Annotated in this window: 12 protein-coding genes; 5 read left to right on the forward strand and 7 right to left on the reverse strand. The window is 72.1% G+C overall.

Annotated elements, in window-relative coordinates; translation table 11 throughout:
• Positions 1 to 66 precede the first annotated feature (66 nt).
• The 3 genes from ACIBAF_RS42725 to ACIBAF_RS42735 all read right to left on the reverse strand — a co-directional run bounded on the left by ACIBAF_RS42725 (position 67) and on the right by ACIBAF_RS42735 (position 4,622).
• Positions 67 to 1,899 carry an LCP family protein gene (locus ACIBAF_RS42725; RefSeq protein WP_399471067.1) on the reverse strand — a complete coding sequence of 611 codons (1,833 nt, stop codon included), beginning with the start codon at positions 1,897 to 1,899 and terminating at the stop codon, positions 67 to 69.
• Positions 1,900 to 2,144: 245 nt separating this feature from the next.
• Entirely contained in the window at positions 2,145 to 3,305 is a 1,161-nt protein-coding gene (locus tag ACIBAF_RS42730) for an LCP family protein (protein WP_399471111.1), read from the reverse strand.
• Positions 3,306 to 3,863: 558 nt separating this feature from the next.
• A complete protein-coding gene (locus ACIBAF_RS42735) occupies positions 3,864 to 4,622 on the reverse strand; it encodes a TIGR03089 family protein (RefSeq protein ID WP_399471069.1) in 759 nt (252 codons plus the stop codon).
• Positions 4,623 to 4,771: 149 nt separating this feature from the next.
• On the opposite strand from ACIBAF_RS42735, the gene ACIBAF_RS42740 reads away from it, so the two are divergent.
• Complete coding sequence (locus tag ACIBAF_RS42740; RefSeq protein ID WP_399471071.1) at positions 4,772 to 6,508, forward strand: N-acetylmuramoyl-L-alanine amidase; 1,737 nt, start codon at positions 4,772 to 4,774, stop codon at positions 6,506 to 6,508.
• A 353-nt stretch (positions 6,509 to 6,861) separates the two neighbouring features.
• Positions 6,862 to 7,944 (forward strand): sugar phosphate nucleotidyltransferase, encoded by a 1,083-nt coding sequence (locus ACIBAF_RS42745; protein ID WP_399471073.1) that lies wholly within the window; start codon positions 6,862 to 6,864, stop codon positions 7,942 to 7,944.
• A 125-nt stretch (positions 7,945 to 8,069) separates the two neighbouring features.
• Here ACIBAF_RS42745 and ACIBAF_RS42750 read toward each other — a convergent pair whose 3' ends face one another.
• From ACIBAF_RS42750 to ACIBAF_RS42765, 4 genes are all read right to left on the reverse strand, one after another.
• Positions 8,070 to 9,107: a DNA-3-methyladenine glycosylase family protein gene (locus tag ACIBAF_RS42750; protein ID WP_399471075.1), complete on the reverse strand. Its 1,038-nt coding sequence runs from the start codon at positions 9,105 to 9,107 to the stop codon at positions 8,070 to 8,072.
• A gap of 314 nt (positions 9,108 to 9,421) precedes the next feature.
• Positions 9,422 to 10,777: a coenzyme F420-0:L-glutamate ligase gene (locus ACIBAF_RS42755; protein ID WP_399471077.1), complete on the reverse strand. Its 1,356-nt coding sequence runs from the start codon at positions 10,775 to 10,777 to the stop codon at positions 9,422 to 9,424.
• Positions 10,774 to 11,733, reverse strand: a complete 960-nt coding sequence (gene cofD / locus ACIBAF_RS42760; RefSeq protein ID WP_399471079.1) for a 2-phospho-L-lactate transferase — start codon at positions 11,731 to 11,733, stop codon at positions 10,774 to 10,776. Before cofD ends, ACIBAF_RS42755 begins: the two co-directional genes overlap by 4 nt.
• Before the next feature lie 174 nt (positions 11,734 to 11,907).
• The gene (locus ACIBAF_RS42765) at positions 11,908 to 12,459 is read right to left on the reverse strand and encodes a cysteine dioxygenase (protein WP_399471081.1); all 552 of its coding nucleotides are present in this window, start codon (positions 12,457 to 12,459) and stop codon (positions 11,908 to 11,910) included.
• 733 nt (positions 12,460 to 13,192) lie between these two features.
• Between ACIBAF_RS42765 and ACIBAF_RS42770 the strand changes: the two genes are divergently transcribed.
• The 3 genes from ACIBAF_RS42770 (at position 13,193) to ACIBAF_RS42780 (ending at position 18,852) form a co-directional block, all read left to right on the forward strand.
• Positions 13,193 to 13,462 carry a WhiB family transcriptional regulator gene (locus ACIBAF_RS42770; protein ID WP_020128551.1) on the forward strand — a complete coding sequence of 90 codons (270 nt, stop codon included), beginning with the start codon at positions 13,193 to 13,195 and terminating at the stop codon, positions 13,460 to 13,462.
• Between the two features lie 183 nt (positions 13,463 to 13,645).
• On the forward strand, positions 13,646 to 17,332 hold the full coding sequence (locus ACIBAF_RS42775; protein ID WP_399471084.1) for a glycosyltransferase: 3,687 nt from the start codon (positions 13,646 to 13,648) through the stop codon (positions 17,330 to 17,332).
• The gene (locus ACIBAF_RS42780) at positions 17,329 to 18,852 is read left to right on the forward strand and encodes a DUF5719 family protein (protein WP_399471086.1); all 1,524 of its coding nucleotides are present in this window, start codon (positions 17,329 to 17,331) and stop codon (positions 18,850 to 18,852) included. The genes ACIBAF_RS42775 and ACIBAF_RS42780 overlap by 4 nt, the downstream gene beginning before the upstream one ends.
• The last annotated feature ends 12 nt before the right edge of the window (positions 18,853 to 18,864 follow it).

An 18,864-nucleotide genomic window follows, 5' to 3' on the forward strand; every position in this document is an offset into this window, starting at 1 on the left:
CCGCCGTGCGCCTGACACGGGCCCGCCCCGCGTCAAGTCAGACGCTCGACGGGCCCGAAGGGTTACCTACTTGGCGCACTGGACCTTGTCCGCCGTGGACTTCTGGACCGAGTCCGGGACTTTCGCCGGCGCCGTGAGCGAGACGCCCGCGCCCTTGAAGTCCTTGCCCAGCGTCAGCGTCATCGTCGGCAGACCCTGGGAGTTCAGAACGCTCTTGCCCGGCTTCAGAGCGGTGCCGGGCAGCCCCATGACGGCGGCGAGCTTACGTGCCTGGTCCGCCTGGTCGGGCCCGTACTCGAGCGTCGTCCTGGCCAGTGCGGCCGGTGCGTTGCCCGCGTTCTCGGACTTCGTCACACCCTCATCATTCTGCAGCCAGTTAAGAGTCTCCTGTGCGCTGCCGGCGGGCGCACCGCCGTTCATGACCCGCACCCGCACCGCGGAGGCGGCGGACTGCGTGCCCTTCAGACGGGCCGCGGCCGCCGCGGCCGCCGCGTTCTTCGACGCCGCCGCCTTCTCCTTCACCTCGGTGAACGAGACATCGTCCTTGATCATCTGGAAGACGGTGGTTGCCGACGCCGGGTCGGGGATAACGGTCGCCTTGACCTTCTCCGCCGGGTTGTCGACGACCGGCACGGTGGTGAAGGTCAGGTTCTTGACGTTGAGCTTGCCCAGCTCCAGACCCAGGTCCTTCAGCTTGTTGATGCTGTCGAGCTGGGAGTCGACGGTCAGCGCCTTGGTGCCCGCCTCCGCCAGCTTGATCATCTTGGTGGGGCTGCTGAGCGTGTCGTTCGACTTCAGCTTCCGCATCAGCGCGCTGAGGAACTGCTGCTGGAGCTGGATCCGGCTCAGGTCGCCGCCGAAGCCCACCGAGTGCCGGGTGCGCACGAAGGCCAGCGCCTCCTCCCCCTGGATGAGGTGCGTGCCCTTGGCCAGCTTCAGCTTCGAGTCCTTGTCGTCGATGTCCTTGGCCAGACACACCTCGACGCCGCCGACCGCCGTGGTCAGCGTCTTCACCGCGTTGAAGTCGGCGACCATGAAATTGTCCGCCTGGATCCCCGTCAGCTCGGTGACCGTGCGCACGGTGCAGCTCGGCGTACGGCCGTCCTGCCCGAGGCTGGTGTTGAAGCGGACGCCGCTCGTGCCCGGGATGACCTTGGTGGTGCCGTCCGCCTGCGCGGTCTGGCAGTCCGGGACGTCCACAATCAGGTCGCGGGGGATGCTCAGCGCGGTCGCGTTCGTCCGGTCCTTGGAGACGTGCAGCAGGATCGTGGTGTCCGCGTGACCGACGCTGCCGGAGTCGCCGTAGCCCTCGTTGCCCGAACCGGTGCGCTTGTCGGTGCCGATCACCAGCAGGTTGATCGCCTTGTCCTTGCTGAAGCCACCGGTGCTCGCGCCGTCGTCGGAGACGGACGTGATGTTGTCGTTGAGGTGCTGGAGATAGAGGTAGGCCGCGCCGGCCGTACCCACCAGGACGAAGGCCATGATCCCGCCGGTCCACAGCAGTATCTTCTTCGCCTTCGACTTCTTCTTCACCGGCCGGCGCCCACGCCGGTTCGGCACCGGTTCCTCCGGCGCCCCGCGGCGCCGACGCTGGCCCGGCACCTCCGGGCTGAGCGCCGTCCCGGCCGACAAGGCCGACGACGCAGGTGACGACGAGGGCGACATCGCACCCTGTCCCACCCCCGCCCCCGTCGCACCCGCCGTACGACCGCGCGCGGAACCGCCGCCGCCGCGCCCGCCACCGCCGGGTCGGCCGGAGTCGGCTCTACGCGGCCCGGGCACCGCCGACTGCGGTCCGGAAGGACTCAGTCGCAGTTCGTATTCACCGGTGTTCGGATTGAGCACCCACTGGTCTGCGGGATCGATGTTGTCCGCCCGCCCACGGCCTTGCGCGTCCACGGTTGTCTCGAATCCTCCGTCGGGGCCACGCGGCGCCTTTCCCCCTTCAAAGGCGCTCGGGTCTCGGTCACACGGTGCGCGACCCCAGGAAGGACCTCGTGGCCGGGTGCACCGGATCGCTCACACTATCCGCCCAGTTCAGCGTCGGGCGACGGCCGTGACAAATTCCACGCCCCTACAAGCGGGCAATCCGCCCCATTTCCTTGAACTCCAGTTCTCCGGAAGGGCTGGGCTTGGTGAGCGCTTTACCCGCAGGCGTCCTCGGCGGCGGTGTTTCCGCGGAACGTCGGAGTGGGCGGAGTGGGCGAAACCGCCCCGTAAGCCGCACGGTTCGCACCCGAGGATCCGTACGGCCCGTAGCCGGGCGACTTCGAAGAGCTTGATTTCGTGGGAACTTCCTTAGAAACCACGATCGGCGCGTCGATGCGCAGCCGCTCGAAGAGTTTTTCCGCCTCGGGCTCCACGAGTTGGTCGCGATTGGCGTTGTAGACGTACGACTCCCGTGGAACGGTCAGGAATTGCACATGTTCGGTGGGAATGTCTCGCAAACCGCGCACGAGTTCGTACAGTCCGCGCAGACTCGCCAGATCCGGGTCGGTGGTGAGAGAGGACGTGGCCGCGTCCAGCACCGGATACAGCTTCACCGGGTTCAGCAGGACGTCATTGCTCTGCACCTTGTTGACGAGCGCCCCGAGGAACCGTTGCTGCCGTTCCATCCGGTCGGTGTCGCTCCCGTCCCCGAGCGACTTGCGGGCCCGCACGTACCCGAGCGCCTGCTCCCCGTCGAGCGTGACCTTCCCGGCGGGCAGCCGCAGCTTGGCGGCCTTGTCGTCGATGGGCTCGCTCAGACAGACCTCCACCCCGTCCACCGCGTCGACCACATCCTTGAACCCGCTGAAGTCGACGACCACGTGATGATCGATCCGCACCCCCGTCAACTTCTCCACCGTCCGGATCGTGCAGGCCGAACCCCCCGTCTGGAACGCGTAGTTGAACATCGCGAACGTCGGTTCGGTCCGCTTCCCGTCCGCCCGCAGACACGCCGGCACGTCCACCATCAGATCCCTGGGCAGCGACACGGCGGTGGCGCTGCGCCGCCCGGCGGCCAGATGCAGCAGGATCGTCGTGTCCGACCGCTCGGTCCCCGAGTCCCGCCCGTACTCCTCGTTCCCGTCCCCGGCCCGCGAGTCGGACCCGATGAGCAGGATGTTCTGCGCGTCCTTCACCAACGAGGTCGGCCGCTCCTTCGCATACCGCTCCAGCTCCGCCGCGGCCGCGTCATCGGGCGTGATGTTCCCGTCGAGCTTCGCGTAGACGACCCACCCGGCCACCCCGACCCCCAGGACGACCACGCCCACGGCCCCCACCCCGTACCGCACCCACCGCCGCCGACGCCGACGCCGCACCGGAGGCGACCGCCATCGCTCCCACTGCCGCGTCCGCAAGGAGTACCTCACGTCCGATCACCCCTCCCGCCACAAGAGCGCACAGGGCCCCACCGCAGCACCACACCACGGCCACCCTTACGACGATGGCGCGAAGCAGCAGCCGGGGGCGGGTGGGGGTGCGCCGAATGGGTGAGGGGGCGGGGCTTTGGGAGAGGGGGCGGGGATTTGGGGGAGGGGCCGGGCTTTGGGGGAGGCGGCGGGGCTTTGAGGGGGGCGGCGAGGCTTTGGGGGAGGCGGCGGGGCTTTGAGGGGGGCGGCGAGGCTTTGGGGGAGGTGGCGGGGCTTTGTGCGGGCGGGCGCATTGACCCGGCGGTGCCGTGTGGGGTGGGGGTGCGTCGCCCTGCCCTGCGGCGCCCAGAAGGCGGGGGCGCACATTTCAGCCCGTCCGGCGTTTGAGGACGAGGCCCCTTCAGGGCCGAAGCGGGGGCCTGGGGGCGGCAGCCCCCAGCGAGGCCGACACCAACGCACGGCGCCTCACCAACACCGGGCACCTCACCCCCCCGCCCCACAACGACTTCACCGAGCCGTAGCTGAAACCCTCTCGCTCTCGATCCGCTTGGCCAAAGCCTCTTCCCCCGCCTGCTCCAGATTCCGGCACAGCACCACGGACCCCCCACTCGCCAACGGCGCGTACAACCCCGCGCTCAGCCCCTCCCATGTGTCGTACGCCAGCCCGGACAGCAGCCGCGACCCGGGCCCCGTCAGCCCCAGCCCCGACGCCTCCGCCCGCGCCCGCTCCACCACCTCCGCGCCGGTGTACTCGCCCCCGGCCACGATCAACGCGGGCTCCTCGGGATCGACGGGGACGTACGGCGCGAAGCGGTCCCCGAAGCTCGGGACGCTCACGGCGTAGTCGTCGTACCCCTCCGGAGGACCCGGCACGAACCGCCGGCCGAGCGGCGCCAGCGACAGCGCGTACCGCTCGCCCCGGCACGCCAGCCCCGCCTCGAACTGCCCCGGCCCGGCGACGACGAAGTCCGCCCGTGCCGGATCCCCGGCCATGTCCGCGACGACGCCCACCGACGAACACGCCAGCAGCCACACCGCCGTCTGCCAGTGCGCGGGCAGCAGCAGCGCGACCCGGTCGCCGGGCTCGGCTGACAGCCCGTCCTGGAGGAGATTCGCGGTCTTGGCCACCCAGTTGGCGAAGGTGGCCACGGACAATTCGACCCGTTCGCCGGTGGCGTCGTCGTAGAAGGTCACCAGGGGCCGCGCGGGGTCCGCGGCCAGCGCGGAACGCAGCAGGTCGGCAGGGGTGCGATCGGTGGCAGTCACCCGCGCAAGCGTACGCGCCGCCCCGCCCCCGCACCCGTCACGGGCCCCTCCCGGAGCCCTTCTGGGGCCACCGGTTCGGCGGAACGCGCCCGATGGCCCGTCAACTCCCCGATGGACAGAAATGTATGACTATGTCCAGGATCGGAGGCATGCGTGGATTGCTTGCTTCCTCGATCGGTGTCACCTGCGTGGCGGCTCTCGCCCTCCCGCTGACGCCGCCCGCCACCGCGGCGACGGTGCGACCGGCGCCGGCCGCAGAGGCGGCGCCCACCGGGACGACCAGGGCCACAAACCCCGACACCCTCCCGACCCGTTCCCGCCCCGACCTACCTGCCCGCCCCGACCTACCTGACCTACCTGACCTACCTGCCCGCCTCGACCTACCTGACCTACCTGACCGAGCTGCCCGCCCGGACCTACCTGACCGATCCAACCGGCCTGATCTACCCGACCGGCCTGATCTACCCGACCTGCCCGAACTACCCGACCTCCCGGGCAGCACCCAGTCGCTGCCCCTCACACCCCTCACCGGCGACCGAGCCCTCGGCGGCGCCGTCGCCGACCGGGGCCTGCCCCGTCGGGACGTACGCCACTTCTCCCTCCTCGGCGTCGTCTGGGACGACCCGGCCACCGAACTCCACGGCCGCGTCCAGGTCCGTACCCGCCCGGCCGGCGCCGGCGCCTGGTCGAGCTGGCAGGACGTGGAGACGCACAACGCCGACCACGGCGCCGACCCCGGCACACCCGAGAGCGCCTCGGGACGGGTCCGCGGCGCGACGGCCCCGCTCTGGGTCGGTGACTCCGACGGCGTCGAGATCCGTGTCCACCCGGACACGGAACGCCGTACGGAGGAGACGGCCCGCGGCACCCGCATCCTCTCGACCGCCGCCCCCCTCCCCTCGGGTCTGCGCCTGGAACTGGTCGACCCCGGAACGACCGCCCCCGCCGCCCCGGCAGGCCCACCGTCCAGCCAGACGCCGCCCACCGGAACCGACCCGAAGGCCGACGGCCCCTCAAGCACCACAAGCCAGGCTGACACCACCTCGACCACCTCGACCACCTCGACCACCTCGACCGCCTCGACCGCCTCGACCGCCTCGACCACCACACCGGCCGACGCCCCCGAGATGACGCCCGAGGCGATCGAGGCCTCGGCCGTCAACACCCCCCTCGCCCCCCTCGGCGCCACGGAGATCCCCGCCCTGGACCGACTGGGCACCGAACGCGAGCTCTTCAGCCTGCGCGCGGCCGAGTTGACGTCGGCCCAGCGGGCGAAGCCGTACATCGGCCCGCGCCCCACCATCGTCACGCGCCGCGGCTGGGGCGCCGACGAGAGCCTGCGGGAGAGCGGCTTCCGCTACACCACGAAGGTCAAGGCGGCGTTCGTGCACCACACGGCGTCGGGCAACAGCTACAAGTGTTCACAGGCGCCGTCCGTCATCCGCGGTATCTACCGCTACCACGTCAAGAGCATGGGCTGGCGCGACATCGGCTACAACTTCCTCGTCGACAAGTGCGGGAAGATCTACGAGGGCCGCGCCGGGGGAGTGGCGAAGCCGGTCCTGGGCGCCCACACCCTCGGGTTCAACACCAACAGCATGGGGATCGCCGTCCTCGGCACGTTCTCCAGCGCCAAGCCGAACTCCGCGACGGTCACGGCCGTCGCCCGACTGACGGCGTGGAAGCTCGGTCTCTTCGGGGCGAATCCGAAAGGCAAGACATACCTGAAGTCCGGGGGTGGCAATCTCTACGCAAAGGGAAAGAACGTACGGCTGAATGTGATCTCCGGTCACCGGGACGGCTTCTCCACGGAATGCCCGGGCAAGCAGCTCTACGGCAAGCTCGGCTCGGCCCGTTCGACCGCGGCGCGCTTCCAGGGGCGCTGAGGCGGGCGGTCCGGTCCGGACGCTCCGGGGTCTGGGGAGGCCCCGGAGGCCGCATGCCCGGGAACGGCCGGAGCGCGCATCCAGAGGGAGACGGGGGCACATTCAGCAGCCGTCGGGGGGACAGCCTCCTGGGACAGGGACGGAACCGTTCCTGAGACCGGGACGGAACCGCTCCTGGGACCGGGACGGAACCGCTCCTGGGACCGGGACGGAACCGCTCCTGGGACAGGGACGGAACCGTTCCTGAGACCGGGACGGAACGCCAACGGCCTGGAAGTCGCCACACAACGGTCTGCATACACTGGCCGGTCGAAAAACAGTTCGGCCGGTCCCGGCAGGAAGCAGAGACGACGGTGACAGAAGCGATCCTCCTGGTCGGCGGCAAGGGCACCCGGCTGCGCCCGCTCACGGTGCACACACCCAAACCCATGGTCAGGGCGGCGGGGGTGCCGTTCCTCACGCACCAACTGGCGCGGGCGAGAGCGGCGGGCGTGGACCACATCGTCCTCGCGACGAGCTATCTCGCGGAGGTCTTCGAACCGTACTTCGGCGACGGCTCGGCACTGGGCCTGCACATCGAGTACGTGACGGAGGACGAACCCCTCGGCACCGGCGGCGCGATACGCAACGTGGCGTCCCGGCTGCACTCGGGCCCCGACGACCCGGTGCTGGTCTTCAACGGCGACATCCTCACCGGCCTGGACATCAGGCGACTGGTGGCCACGCACGAGACGACGGGAGCGGACGTCTCCCTCCACCTCACGAAGGTGACGGACCCCCGGGCCTACGGCCTGGTCCCCACGGACGAGTCGGGCAAGGTCCTGGCGTTCCTGGAGAAGCCGCAGACCCCCGAGGAGATAGTCACCGACCAGATCAACGCGGGCGCGTACGTGTTCCGCCGCTCGGTCATCGACACGATCCCGCCGGGCCGCCCGGTGTCGGTGGAGCGCGAGACGTTCCCCGACCTCCTCTCCGCCGGCGCCCACCTCCAGGGCATGGTCGACTCGACGTACTGGCTGGACCTGGGCACCCCGGCGGCCTTCGTCCGGGGCTCGGCGGACCTGGTCCTCGGCCGCGCCCCGTCGCCTGCAGTCCCCGGCCGCTGCGGAGACCGCCTGGTCCTGCCGACGGCCCGGGTCGCCCCCGACGCCAAGCTGACCGGCGGCACGGTGGTGGGCGAGGGCGCGTTCGTGGCGGAGGGCGCGCGGGTCTTCGGCTCCACGATCCTCCCCGGCGCCGTCATCGAACCCGGCGCTGTCATCACCGACTCCCTCATCGGCACCCGGGCCCGCGTGGGCGAACGCTCCGTCCTCACCGGCACGGTCATCGGCGACGGCGCGATCGTCGGCCCCGACAACGAGCTGAGGGACGGCATGCGGGTGTGGTGCGATGCGCGGATTCCGGCGGGGGCGGTGCGGTTCTCTTCGGACCAGTAGACGCGACATCTCGACGCCGGCCGGGAAGTCCAGCCCGTCCGGCGTTTGAGGACGAGGCGCCTTCAGGCCCGATCGGGGGTCTGGCACCGCAACCCCCAGGCACCGCAACCCCAACGGCGGCCCCCTTACAACCGGCCGATGTCCGTCTTCGGCATCTTCGGAGCCCGCCGCGCCGGCGTCCGTCCGCTCAGCAGAATCAACCGAGCCGCCCGATGCCGCTGCCCCGCATACGGCTCCAGCAACTCCAACATCGCGGCATCATCGGCGTCCCGGTCCCCGGCCAGCGCCCACCCCACGATCCTCGGCAGATGCAGATCCCCCACGGTCACCGCATCGGCGGCGCCATGACTCCGCTGCACCACCTCCGCAGACGTCCACGGCCCAATCCCCGGCACGACCTCCAACCGAGCCTGAGCAGCGGCAGGTTCCATACCCACCGCCTGCTCCAGCCGTGCAGCGACCCGCACCGCCCGCAGAATCGTCGACGCCCGCTTGTTGTCGACCCCCGCCCGATGCCACTCCCACGACGGAATCAACGCCCACGTCCGAGGCGCCGGCATCACCCACAGCCGCCCGCCCGCCGCAGGCCCCGGCGCCGGCTCCCCGAACTTGCGCACCAGCAACCGCCACGCCCGGTACGCCTCGTCGGTCGTGACCTTCTGCTCCAGCACGGACGGGATCAACGACTCCAGCACCAGCCCGGTGCGCGTCAGCCGCAACCCCGGCCGCCGATGCCGGGCCGTCGCCACCACCCGGTGCCGAGGCACGAAGACCTCCGGCGCATCCGCGGCCCCCAGCAGCTCCGGCAACTGCTCCAGCAGCCACTCGGCCCCCGGGCCCCAGGCCTCCCCGCGCACCACCCCGCCGCCGGCCACGGCCACCCGCAGGGTCCCCGGCCCGGCAGGCGTGAGGCTGGCCCGCCACACTGACCCGTCCGGCATCGCCCGGAACGTCGGATCCCCGGGCCCGCGCCGAAGCGGCCCGAGCACCAGCCCAAGATCGAGCACCCCCTCAGGAACGTACTCCCGCACCCGAGCCCGAACTCGCTCCGGCCCCGCCCCCGACGCCTGCCGCGGCACTTCGCCGGCCCCGGCACCAGGCACCCCGACATGCCCGCCGCGCACGGTCGTACGCGTGGGCCGAGGATCGAACCGTCCTGCCACGAATGAAGTCCCAGGTCGACGAAAGGGTTGCTTAGAGACTAGGCGCACACACGCCGATCACCGCACCGCACACATGACCGCGCATCTCACAGCCCCGTAGATGCCACACCTCCGCACATGCACGGCGCCTCGCGCATGTCACGGCGCCTCGCGCATGCACGGAGCCTCGCGCATGCACGGCGCCCCGCACATGCACGGCGCCCCGCACATGCACGGCGCCTCGCGCATGTCACCGCACCCCGTACGGCTCCGCGCACCTCACCGCACCCGTACGGCTCCGCACATGTCACCGCACCCGTCCAGCCCCGCGCATCTCACCGCACCTCGATGAACCCGTCCACCTCCCGCTCCCCCCGGGCCCGAGGCTCCTCGGCCGCGTGCCCGACCGCCACCGCGCCCATCGGATCCCAATCCTCCGGCAGCGCCAGCACCTCCCGCACCACGTCCCGGCAGAACATCGTCGACGACACCCACGCGGACCCCAGCCGCTCCCCGGCCAGCGCGACCAGGAAGTTCTGCACGCCGGCCCCGGTCGCGACCACGAACATCTCCCGCTCGGCCGCGTCCCGCCGTGCGTCCCCGTAGGTGTGCGAGCCGTCCATCACCAGACACGGCACCACCAGATAGGGCGCATTGCGCAGGACGTCGCCCCGCCGCACCCGCTTGGCGATCGACTCCTCGGACTTCCCGTCCCGCCGCAGATCCGCGATCCACGCGTCCCGCATGGCGTCCAGCAGCCGAACCCTCGACTCCTGCGACTCCAGCAGCACGAACCGCCACGGCGTCGTGTGATGCGGCGCCGGTGCGGTGACGGCGGCCGCGACGGCCCGCCGTACCGCCCCGGGATCGACCGGCTCGTCGGTGAAGGACCGCACCGTCCGCCGCTGGGTGACCGCCAGCCGCACCGCCTCGGACGTCCCGAGTCGGAACATGTCGTCGCGTGCCCCGCGCACCATGGCCCGCGCGCCCTCCACCTCCCCGTTGCCCCCGTCGTCCCCGCCGTTCTCGCCGTTGTGGCCGTCCCTGGCCACGACGACATGCCCCAGCCCCCGCACCACCGCCACGGGCAGCCCGGCCGCTTTTCCCTTCACGAGGTCCCCGGCGGCGGCCAGCTCGTCCGCCGTGGCGATGACCGTCGCGCTCAGCGGGTTGCCGTGGGCGTCCGTGCCCCCGCGCAGGTCGTCCAGCACCCGCACCCCCGCGGCGCCGATCGCCACGTCCGTGAGCCCCGCACGCCAGGGGCGCCCGAAGGTGTCGGTGACGACGACCCCGACGTCGGCCCCGAGCGCGTCCCGCAGCCCGTCCCGGATCGCCCGCGCGGACGCGTCCGGATCCTCGGGCAGCAACAGCACGGTCCCCGAAGGGGTGTTGGAGGCGTCCACGCCCGCCGCCGCCATCACCAGTCCCTGCCGGTTCTCGACGATCCGCAGCGGCCCGCGCCGCGCCACGACCCGTACGGTCTCGGCGTCGATGGCGGCCTCCCGGTCCTGTGCCCGGACGATCCGGCCCTCCGCCTTGGAGACGATCTTCGAGGTGACGAGCAGCACGTCCCCGTCGGCGAGGCCCGGCTCGGCGGCGGCGATCATCTTGGCGAGGTCGTCCCCGGCCTGCACCTCGGGCAGCCCGCCCACGGCCCAGACCCGGTAACCGCTCTCGACGGATCCGCTCATGCCCCCCGCACCTCCTCCGCCAGCTTCAACGCCTCCCGAGCCATCTGCGCGGTCGCGTCGAGGTCGCTCATCATCAGCGGCACGGCCCGGCAGCGGATCCCGGCCGCCTCGACCCGGTCCACGGCGCCCGCGTCCACGGTGTCGACGAGCCAGCCGTCGAGCAGCCCCGGCCCGTAGTGCTCGGCCACCGCCGCGGCCGTCGACTCCACGCCGACCGCCGCGAGCACCTTGTCGGCCATGCCGCGCACCGGAGCGTCCCCGACGATGGGGGAGAGGCCCACCACCGGCACCCCGGCCTCGGCGATCGCCTCGCGGATGCCGGGCACGGCGAGGATCGTGCCGACGGAGACGACCGGATTGGACGGCGGGAAGAGCACCACGTCCGCCCCCGCGATCGCCTCCAGCACCCCGGGCGCGGGCTTCGCCTGCTCGGCGCCGACGGGCACGACCGCCTCCGCCGGCACCGACGCGCGCAGCCGCACCCAGTACTCCTGGAAGTGGACGGCCTTGCGCTCCCCGTCGACCTCGACCGCGACGTGCGTCTCGACCCGGTCGTCGGTCATCGGGATCAGCCGCACCCCCGGCTTCCACCGGTCGCACAGCGCCTCGGTCACCGCGCTCAGCGGATACCCGGCGCCGATCATCTGCGTCCGCACGATGTGCGTGGCGAAGTCCCGGTCGCCCAGCCCGAACCACCCGGGCCCGGCGCCGTACGCCGCGAGCTCCTCCTTCAGATGGAAGGTCTCGTCGGAACGACCCCAGCCCTGCTCCTCGTTGATGCCGCCGCCGAGCGTGTACATCACCGTGTCGAGGTCCGGGCAGACCTTCAGCCCGAAGAGATGGATGTCGTCGCCGGTGTTGCCGATGACCGTGATGTCCGCGTCCGGCACGGCCTGCTTCAGACCGCGCAGGAACCGGGCACCGCCGATGCCGCCTGCCAGAACCACAATGCGCATGAGAGCAAGTCTTGCAGGCGGCTACGACAACGCGACGGCCGGTTGTGGACAACCGCCCACCTGTGGATAACCAGCTCACCCGTACGAGCCGACGCCGTCCGCCCACGCGCCGTCCGCCCACGCGCCGTCCGCCCACGCGCCGTCCGCGCCCGCCCACACGTCGGCAGCGCCCGGCTACGCGCCGACGGTGTCCACCTGTTCGGAGGACCCGAGGGCCGCGCACGCGATCGGGGTCGGGGTCCCCGCGGTCGAGCGCAGCGCGGAGTGGGGGAGCATCGGCATCTCCGTCAGACCCGGGAAGTACACGTGCAGGCTCACCGCCGGCGCCAGCGCGTCGTTGACGACCTCGTGCGCGTACCCCGGCGCGAACACCCGCTGTGCCCCCGCCTCCAGCACCCGCGTGCCGCGCTCGGTGTGCTCGGTCAGCTCGCCGTCCAGGACGGTGAGCACGCCGCAGGAGCGGCCGTGGTCGTGCAGCCCGCTGCCCTGACCGGGCACCCAGGACAGCAGCCACACCTCGTAGCCGGGGCCGGTGTGCAGTCGGTGGTACCAGCGGGTGGTGGCGTCGTACCGGACCAGGTGCTCCCACTGGGCGCGGTCGGCGGCGATGGAGCGGGCCAGGCCGACGAACTCGGCGACGGTGGCCGGGTGCTCGCGCGGCGCCTGCAGGAGGTGGAGGACTTCGAGGATGTCGCCGGCGATCTGGAGGTCGCTGTCGCTGTTCATGGGGTGCGGTGTTCCTCGGCGGGAGAGGCGGAAGGAGTGGGGGGCTTGCTGGGTGTCGCGTACCGTCCGCCCGGATCACGGGTGGGACAGGGGCGCCCTGGTGTGGGCCAAGGGGAACAGCAGCCGAGCCGCGATGGACTCAGGAGGAGCAGCCGGAGCGCGTTGGGCTCAACAGCTGGAACAACGACAACAGCGACAGCGAGCGCGGGCAGCACCGTGGGACCCGGCGGAGCCGGTCGAGGTGAGTGCCAAGTTCGCGAGCATGCCCACAAGCACAGCGGTTCACACCTTCACTGTCAACTCGACGCCCGGTATGTGGGACACGGTTCACCTCTTCCGGTCCATCTCCGAGGTGAAAGGTTTGTGCACACGCCGACCGGGACACATGGCGCACAAGCCGGGCGCGCAAGCCTCGTGGCGACCCCGTGATCCGACTGTGATCCGGTTCGCTTCCGCGCGCGTGCCGCAACGGGATCGAACCTCTGGGCGTCCTTCCTCGTACAAGCGCTGTGCGGGGCCGGTGGTCCTCCGGGGCTTCATCTGCTTGTCAAGGTTTATGGCGATTTGAACACTTACCGCACGGCCTTGGTTCCGCAGAGTGAATAAGGGGCCCAATAGCAGATCTCGGCTTGACTCGCCCGGAGCAGCACACTTGTAATTTCACTCGTGTCGTTCAGCCGAAATCGGTAACGGCCAGGTCACGGGGACGCGAAAGACAGAGCGAGGGGCGCACATGACCGAGCTGGTGCAGCAACTGCTGGTCGACGTCGACGACGCGGACGAGGAACTCGGCTGGCAGGAGCGCGCGCTGTGCGCCCAGACCGATCCCGAGTCCTTCTTCCCCGAGAAGGGCGGCTCCACCCGCGAGGCCAAGAAGGTCTGCCTCGCCTGCGAGGTCCGCTCAGAATGCCTTGAGTACGCCCTCGCCAACGACGAGAGATTCGGCATCTGGGGCGGCCTGTCCGAGCGGGAGCGCCGCCGGCTCAAGAAGGCGGCGGTCTGAGAGCCGCCCGCTCCACAGAGGTACGTCCGTACAGGCCCAACGGCCCGTCGCAGGTGGGTTGTCCACAGGCGGCGGGCCGTCGTCCTGCCCAGCCGATAGTGTGGGCGCTCGTCCGAGACACCCCGCCGCCCCCATGCGGCGCAGGCGTCCACCGCAGTCCATCGAACCGGGGCCCGTACCTCGATGTCCGTGCACAGCCACACGGCAGCCCATCACGACAGCGCTGCCACACCTGAGTTCCCGCGTCATGTAGTGACCGCGGTGATCGTCTCCCACGACGGTGCCCGCTGGCTGCCCGACGCGCTCGCCGGGCTGCTCGGCCAGGAGCGCCCCGTGCAGTCCGTCATGGCCGCCGACACCGGCAGCTCGGACGCCTCCGCGCAGCTGGTCACCGACGCCCTCGGTGACGACCGCGTCCTGCACCTCGCCCGGCGCACCGGGTTCGGCCAGGCCGTCGAGGAGGCCAACCGCACGGCCCCGGTCCTCACGCCCGAGGAACTGCCCTACCTGAAGCGCCCCAGCGGCTGGGACCCCGTCACGCGCACGTGGCGCGACGACGCCTACGACCTGCCGGAACTCCCGCACGGAGAGCCCGTCCAGTGGCTGTGGCTGCTGCACGACGACAGCGCCCCCGAACCGCACGCGCTGGCCGAAATGCTGCGCGTGGTGGAGAACGAACTCGAACTCGGCCGGGACGACGTGGCGATCGTCGGCCCCAAGCTCCGCGGCTGGTACGACCGCCGCCAGCTCCTCGAGGTCGGCGTCACCATCGCCCACTCCGGCCGCCGCTGGACCGGCCTGGACCGCCGCGAACAGGACCAGGGCCAGCACGACCACGTCCGGTCCGTGCTGTCCGTGTCCACCGCCGGCATGCTGATCCGCCGCGACGTCTTCGAGCAGCTCGGCGGCTTCGACCGCCGACTGCCCCTGATGCGCGACGACGTCGACCTGTGCTGGCGCGCGCAGGCCGCAGGCCACCGCGTCCTCATCGCCCCCGAGGCCGTCGTACGGCACGCCGAGGCCGCCTCCCGCGAGCGCCGCACCGTCGACTGCGCGGGCCGCACCAGCGCCTCCCCGCACAAGGTCGACAAGGCCGGCGCCGCCTACACCCTCCTCGTCAACAGCCGCACCGCCCTGCTGCCCTGGATCCTGGTGCGCCTGGTCCTCGGCACGCTGCTGCGCACGGTCGCCTACCTCGTCGGCAAGGTCCCCGGACAGGCCCTCGACGAGATCCGCGGCCTGCTGGGCACCCTGCTGCGCCCCGAGCGGATCATCGCCGGACGGCGCAGCCGCGGGAAGCCGACGGTCGACAAGGACGAACTGCGCCCCCTGTTCCCGCCGCCCGGCGCGACCGTGCGGGCCACCGTCGAACAGGTCGCCGGCGACCTCTTCGGCTCCTCCGACCCCGACGCCGTCTCCGGTGCGGGCCGGCACGGCGGCGCCGTCGAGTCCGGACCCGGCGGCGACGACGCCGACTTCCTGGAGATCGAGCAGTTCGCCCGCCTCAAGCGCATCGCCCGCAAACCCGGCCCGGTGCTCTTCCTGATCCTCCTGCTCGTCTCCCTGGTCGCCTGCCGCAACCTCCTCGGCGGCGGCGCGCTGGCGGGCGGCGCCCTGCTGCCCGCCCCGGCCGACGCCTCCGAGCTGTGGTCGCGCTACCTCGACGCCTGGCATCCGGTCGGCGCGGGCGGCACCCCGGCCGCCCCGCCCTACCTCGCGATCATCGCGACGCTGGCCACCCTGCTGTTCGGCTCGACCGGCCTCGCCCTCACCGTGCTCCTCGTCTGCTCGGTGTCCCTGGCCGGCTTCACCGCGTACTTCGCCTCCCGCCCGCTCGTCGAATCGCGCCTCCTGCGCGCGTGGGCGGCCGTCGTCTACGCCTTCCTGCCCGCCGCCACCGGCGCCCTCGCCGGCGGCCGCGTCGGCACCGCCGTCCTGGCCGTCCTGCTGCCGCTCATCGCCCGCGCGGGCGTCGCCGCGAGCGGCCTGACCCATGCCTCCGGCGCCCGCGGCAGCTGGCGCGCCACCTGGGCGTACGCGCTGCTGCTGACGATCACCACCGCGTTCACCCCGATCGTCTGGCCCGTCGCCCTCGTCCTCGGCCTGGCCGTCCTGGCCGTGCGCCGCCGCGACATCACCGCCTACGGCCTGCGCTTCCTGGCCCAGCTGGGCACCCCCCTGCTGGTCCTCGCGCCCTGGTCGCTGTCCCTGCTGCCGTTCGGCTTCTTCACCCAGGCCGGCCTCGACTACGGCCCGTCGACCGCCACCGCGCTCGACCTGCTCGGCGCCAGCCCCGGCGGCCCCGGCACCGTCGACGGCCTGATGCTCATCGGCATCGTGCTGGCCGCGCTGGCCGCCCTGCTGCGCTCCGAGCGCCACTTCGGCGTCTGGGCGGCCTGGGGGGTCGCCCTGCTGGGCCTCGTCTTCGCGGTCCTGTCCAACAGCTCCACCTGGGCCGGCCCCGCCACCCTCGTCTACGGCCTCGCCCTCCTCGCCGCCGCCGTCATCGGCGCCGACGGGGCACGCACGCGTGTCGCCGAGCAGAGCTTCGGCTGGCGCCAGCCGGTCGCCGTCCTCATCGCCTTCGCCTCGGCAGCGGGTCCGCTGCTCGTCGCCGTCGGCTGGATGATCGGCGGCGCCGACGGCCCCCTGGAGCGCCGCGACCCCGTGCAGGTGCCCGCGTTCGTCGCCGAGGAGGCCGGCAACCGCGACCAGGCCCGCACCCTCGTCCTCGACAGCGACTCCACCGCCCACGTCGGCTACATGCTGGTCCGCGGCTCGGGCGCCCGCCTCGGCGACGCCGAACTCGCCGCGGCCGACGGCGAGAACAATCAGCTCGACAAGGTCGTCGCCAACCTCGTCGCCGGCTCCGGCGCCGACCAGGCCGACCAGCTCGGCAAGTTCGCCGTGGGCTACCTCCTCGTCCACAAGGGCGCTCCCCGCGAGGTCACCCGCGTCCTGGACGCCACACCCGGCCTGAAACGGCTCAGTCAGCAGGACGGCAGCGCCCTGTGGCGGGTGAACCAGGAGGTCTCCCGCGCGGCGATCGTCGCCGACTCCGGCAAGGGCGCGGCGACCCCGGTCGCCGCGGGCCCCGTCGACATCCACACCACCGTCCCCGACGGCTCCGGCAACCGCGTCCTGCGCCTGGCCGACGCCGCCGCCGACGGCTGGACGGCCACCCTGGACGGCAAGGCCCTCACCCGCACCACCCTCGACGGCTGGGCCCAGGGCTTCGAACTCCCCGACTCCGGCGGGAAACTGGACGTCACCTACGACGACCCGTTCACCCACACCGCCTGGCTGTGGGCCCAGGGCTTCCTCGCCCTCGTCCTGGTCGTGCTCGCCCTCCCCGGCCGCCGCCGCGACGTCGACGACGACCTCCCCGAGGAAGAGCCCATCCCCGCCCAGGCCACGGACGGCGAGGGCCGCCGCGCCCGCCGCCTGCGCGCCCAGGCCGAAGCCGACACGGACACCGAAGAGCCCACCCGGCCCGAGGAGTTCCCCGCTCCTCCGCAGGAGACGCCGGCACCCGTCGCGGTCCCGCAGCAGCAGTCCTACGGAGACTGGGACCAGGCGAGCCACCAGGGCGCCGAATACGGCGGCTACACCGGCGAGCAGTACCAGAACCCCCAGCAGTACCCGGCGGGCGGCGGCTACGACCAGCAGTCCTACGACCCCTACCAGGCAGGCCAGTACGACCCGTACGCCTACGACGGCCAGGCCCAGCAGGCGCCGTACGACCCGACCTATCAGCAGCAGGGCTACGACCCGTCGGCCTACGGGCAGGGCGGCTACGACCCCGCCTACGACCCGGCCCAGCATCCCCAAGGCACCGGCAGTGAGCGCCCCGACGGGAGCCAGCAGTGAACCGCACCACCCTGTCCCTGATCGCCGGCACGGCCGCACTCGCCGCCGTCACCGGGTTCGCCACGCTCAACCAGCCGGACGCCCCCGCCCCGGACACCGCCAAGGCGGCCGCCGAACTCCCCGTGGAGCGCACCAGCCTGCTCTGCCCCTCGCCGAGCACCTCCGACCTCGCCGAGACGTCGTACACGTCGTTCACGCCCGTCACCAAGGGCACGGACAGCGACGGCACGGCCCAACTCAAGACCGCCGCCGAGGAGTCGGCGGACGCCGCGGGCAACGCGACGAGCGGCAAGGCGACCGGCAAGCCCGCCGCCAAGAAGAAGGCGGCGAAGCCCGTCCTCACGCCCAAGGCGCCCGGCGCCCCGGCCGTCGGCGACACCACCGGCGGCGCCGCGCCCGCGCTCCTGGGCACCGCCGAGGGGAAGTTCGCGCCCGGCTGGACCGTCCAGGAGACCACCGAGGTCGCCGCCGGCACCGGCCGCGGCCTCCAGGGCGTCACCTGCACCGCGCCGGACACGGAGTTCTGGTTCCCGGGCGCCAGCACGCTCGCCGACCGCACGGACTACGTCCACCTCACCAACCCGGACGACTCCGCCGCCGTCGTCGACATCGAGCTCTACGGCAAGACAGGCGCCCTCGCGACGACCGTGGGGGAGGACATCACGGTCCCGGCGCACTCCAGCGATCCGATCCTGCTGTCCACGCTCATCGCCGAGAAGCAGGAGGACCTCACGGTCCACGTCAACGTCCGCAGCGGCCGCGTGGGGGCCGCCGTCCAGGCCCTGGACGCGAAGCTCGGCGGCGACTGGCTGGCCGCCTCCACCGACCCGGCGGCCGCCCAGGTCATCCCGGGCATTCCCAAGGACGCCACGGCCGTCCGTCTCGTCGCCTTCGCGCCCGGCGAGGCCGACGCGGACCTGAAGGTCCAACTCGCCTCCCCCTCAGGGCTGATCACCCCTGCCGGACACGAGACGCTGCACGTCAAGGCAGGCATGACGACCTCGGTCGACCTGGGCGACGTCACGCGCGGGGAGGCCGGCTCCCTGATCCTGACCCCGACAGGCTCGTCCGTGCCGGTCGTCGCGGGCGTCCGCGTCCTGCGCGGCAAGGGCGCCAACCAGGAGTCGGCGTTCATCCCCGCCACCGCACCGGTCGGCACGCGCGCGTCCGTCGCCGACAACAACGCCAAGGGCTCCACCCTCTCCCTGACGGCCCCCAAGGGCACCGCCAAGGTCAAGGTCACCGCGTCCGCGGGCAGTGGCGGCGGCACGCCCGTGTCCAAGACGTACACGGTCAAGGCGGGCACCACACAGGACGTCGAACTCCCCGTCCCCACCGGCCTGAAGGGCGCCTACGCGCTGACCGTGGAACCCCTCACGGACACCCCGGTCTACGCCGCCCGCACCCTGGCGGCGACCGAGGACGGCGTCCCCGGCTTCACGATCCAGACCCTGCCGCACGACCGGGGCACGGTGGCCGTGCCGGACGCCGACGAGGACGTCGCGGTGCTGCAGAAGTAACCCGAAAAGGCG

Origin of the sequence: Streptomyces sp. NPDC051677 (genome assembly GCF_044453465.1) — a bacterium.
In the GTDB taxonomy this organism is placed as follows: Bacteria; Actinomycetota; Actinomycetes; order Streptomycetales; family Streptomycetaceae; genus Streptomyces.

Excerpts from the sequence above, each read along its gene's own strand:
- ACIBAF_RS42755 (WP_399471077.1), bottom strand. The coding sequence starts at position 10,777 with ATGAGCGGATCCGTCGAGAGCGGTTACCGGGTCTGGGCCGTGGGCGGG.
- ACIBAF_RS42770 (WP_020128551.1), top strand. The coding sequence starts at position 13,193 with ATGACCGAGCTGGTGCAGCAACTGCTGGTCGACGTCGACGACGCGGAC.
- ACIBAF_RS42775 (WP_399471084.1), top strand. The coding sequence starts at position 13,646 with ATGTCCGTGCACAGCCACACGGCAGCCCATCACGACAGCGCTGCCACA.
- ACIBAF_RS42765 (WP_399471081.1), bottom strand. The coding sequence starts at position 12,459 with ATGAACAGCGACAGCGACCTCCAGATCGCCGGCGACATCCTCGAAGTC.
- cofD (WP_399471079.1), bottom strand. The coding sequence starts at position 11,733 with ATGCGCATTGTGGTTCTGGCAGGCGGCATCGGCGGTGCCCGGTTCCTG.
- ACIBAF_RS42740 (WP_399471071.1), top strand. The coding sequence starts at position 4,772 with ATGCGTGGATTGCTTGCTTCCTCGATCGGTGTCACCTGCGTGGCGGCT.